The sequence below is a fragment of the Actinomyces polynesiensis genome, from assembly GCF_000820725.1.
Lineage (GTDB): Bacteria > Actinomycetota > Actinomycetes > Actinomycetales > Actinomycetaceae > Pauljensenia > Pauljensenia polynesiensis.
On the sequence record NZ_CCXH01000188.1, the window covers coordinates 1 to 2,781 of the forward strand.

Below are 2,781 nucleotides of genomic sequence, written 5' to 3' on the forward strand. Positions count from 1 at the left end.
CGTCCCGCCGTGCACCGTCGTGCGCAGGGGGAGCACCCGTGAGCTGCCCGTGCACGTCCCCGACGGTTCCTGGGTGACCGTCTCCTACGTCCTCGAGGACGGAGGTCGCGGCGACCTGCGCCAGCTCGACCGGTGGGTGCCCCCCCGCTCCGTGGACGGGCACATGGTGGGACGTGCGACATTCGAGGTCCCCGGGGACCTGCCCCTGGGGTGGCACCGGGTGGTCGTGACGATCGAGGGCGGGGCCGTGCACTCGGGCGCCCTCGTCGTCGTCCCCGATCGGCTGGCCCCCCGGCCCTCGCCGACGGCCACCGGCACTGGGGAGTCTCGGCGCAGGCCTACTCGGTGCGGTCCTCGCGGTCCTGGGGCATCGGTGACGCGGAGGACCTCGCGGACCTGGCCGCGGTGTGCGCCGAGCGTGGCGCGGACTTCCTGCTCATCAACCCCGTCCACGCCTCCTCCCCGGTGGCGCCGATGGAGCCCTCCCCCTACCTGCCCGTCACCCGGCGCTGGGTGAACCCGATCTACGTGCGTCCGGAGGCCATCGCCGAGTACGCCGGCCTGCCCGAGAAGCTGCGCGGCAAGGTGGAGGAGCTCCGGCTCGCGGCCGTGGGCATGGACGAGGGCGGATCCCTCATCGACCGCGACCGCGTGTGGGAGGCCAAGCGGAAGGCCCTCGAGGTCATCCACGCGGCCCCGCGCAGCTACCACCGGGAGTCTGCCCTGCGGGCGTTCACCCGGCGCGGCGGGGAGGACCTCGCCTCCTTCGCCCTGTGGTGCGCCCTGGTGGAACGCAACGAGGCCCTGACCCTCCCCGAGGAGCTCGCCTGTGCCGGCACCCCGGGGGTGGACGCCGCCCGCCTGGACCTCGCGGACCGGATCGACTTCTGGACCTGGTGCCAGTGGGTCGCCCACGAACAACTCGGGCACGCCCAGTCCGTCGCGACGCGACTGGGCATGGGCATCGGCGTGATGGCGGACCTCGCGGTGGGTGTGCACCCCCACGGGTCGGAGACCTGGTCCGAGCCGGGCATGTTCGCCCGGGGGATGACCGTGGGAGCTCCCCCGGACATGTACTCCCAGCAGGGCCAGGACTGGTCACAGCCCCCGTGGTCGCCCCGTGCCCTCGAGCGCAGTGCCTACCGGCCGCTGCGTGACATGCTGCGCGCGGTGCTGGCCCACGCGGGCGCCGTGCGCATCGACCACATCCTGGGGCTCTTCCGCCTGTGGTGGATCCCCGCCGGGGCCGAGGCCTCCGAGGGCGTCTACGTCCACTTCGACCACGAGGCGATGGTGGGGGTGCTGCTCCTGGAGGCCCAGCGGGCCGGCGCGGTCGTGATCGGTGAGGACCTGGGCACCGTCGAGCCCTGGGTGCGTGACTACCTGTCCTCCCGCGGGATCCTGGGGACGTCCGTCCTCTGGTTCGAGAAGGAGCCCTCCGGCTGGCCGCTGAAGGCGGAGCAGTACCGTCGGGAGGTCCTGGCCACCGTGAACACCCACGACCTCCCGCCGACGGCCGGGTACCTGGAGGGCATCCAGACGACGCTGCGTGCGAGGTTGGGCCTGCTCGTGGAGGACGTGGAGAAGGTCCGGGCCACGGACCGGGTCGAACTGGAGCAGATGATGGCCCGTCTGCGCGAGTACGGCCTGCTGACCACGCCCGACCCCTCGGCCCGGGAGGTCGTGGAGGCACTGCACCGCTACATCGCGCGCACGCCCTCGCGCCTCGTCGCCGCCTCCCTGGTGGACGCGGTGGGGGACCGCAGACCCCAGAACCTGCCGGGGACGAACCGTGAGTACCCGAACTGGTGCGTGCCACTGTGCGACGCGGAGGGTTCGGAGGTCCATGTCGAGGACCTGCCCGGGGACGACCGGTTCGACGCCCTGCTCGACATCATGGACCGGGGCGTGCGCTGAGACGGGCCGTCCTGCGGGAGGTGGGGTGTGCCGCGCGCGGGCGGGGTGTCGCCGGGCGCGCGGGCCCAGTGGGGCGGGGGAGGCCCCGCGGTCTCAGGCGATCTCGAGGAGTGGCTGCCCCCGGTGCGCCTCGGCGCCGGGGTCGAGGACCGTCCTGAGTTCCAGGCCGGCGAGGTCCATGACGACCACGGGCACGACCGGGTCCAACCCGCGTGCACGGACCGCGGCGGGGTCCCAGGAGATGACCGGATCGCCGGCGGCGACCTCGTCCCCCTCCTCGTGGAGCAGGGTGAAGCCCTCACCCTCCAGCTTCACCGTGTCGATGCCGAGGTGGACGAGGACCCCGGGGCCCGACCCGTGGACGATGACGAAGGCGTGGGGGTGGAGCTTGACGATCCGCCCGTCGACCGGGGAGAGGACGTCCTGGGGTCCGTCCCCGTCGTGGACGAGGGCGGCCCCGGGACCGACGAGTCCCTGGGCGAAGACGGGGTCGGAGACCTCCTCCATCGCCACGACCCGCCCCGAGGTCGGGGCGAGGACCTGGAGGGTCACCTGAGGTCTTCGATGTCCGAGACGATGGTGTCGGCCTGGGGGCCCATCACCACCTGGATGGAGTTGCCGACCTTGACGACGCCGAAGGCGCCGGCCTCCTTGAGGGCGGCGTCGTCCACCAGGGAATCGTCCTCGACGTCGACGCGGATGCGGGTGATGCAGGCCTCGATGTCGTCGATGTTGTCCCAGCCGCCCAGTGCCTTGAGGATCGTCTCTGCCTGACTCATGATGTGCTCCTCGGATGTGTGACCGCCGTCCCAATCGGGCGGTGTTGCTGTGAGGTTAACACGCGTGCCGACCACTCCGGTCCCC

At 72.4% G+C, this 2,781-nt stretch carries 2 protein-coding genes and 1 pseudogene; 1 reads left to right on the top strand and 2 read right to left on the bottom strand.

What is annotated here, in order from left to right:
* Positions 1-1,917: pseudogene (gene malQ, locus TA90_RS07985) on the top strand (4-alpha-glucanotransferase); the annotation flags it as partial.
* Positions 1,918-2,010: 93 nt separating this feature from the next.
* Here malQ and TA90_RS07990 read toward each other — a convergent pair.
* Entirely contained in the window at positions 2,011-2,469 is a 459-nt protein-coding gene (locus TA90_RS07990; protein WP_043535668.1) for a PTS sugar transporter subunit IIA, read from the bottom strand.
* Entirely contained in the window at positions 2,466-2,696 is a 231-nt protein-coding gene (locus TA90_RS07995) for a PTS sugar transporter subunit IIB (protein WP_043535670.1), read from the bottom strand. The genes TA90_RS07990 and TA90_RS07995 overlap by 4 nt, the downstream gene beginning before the upstream one ends.
* Positions 2,697-2,781: the final 85 nt, after the last annotated feature.

Excerpts from the sequence above, each read along its gene's own strand:
- TA90_RS07995 (WP_043535670.1), bottom strand. The coding sequence starts at position 2,696 with ATGAGTCAGGCAGAGACGATCCTCAAGGCACTGGGCGGCTGGGACAAC.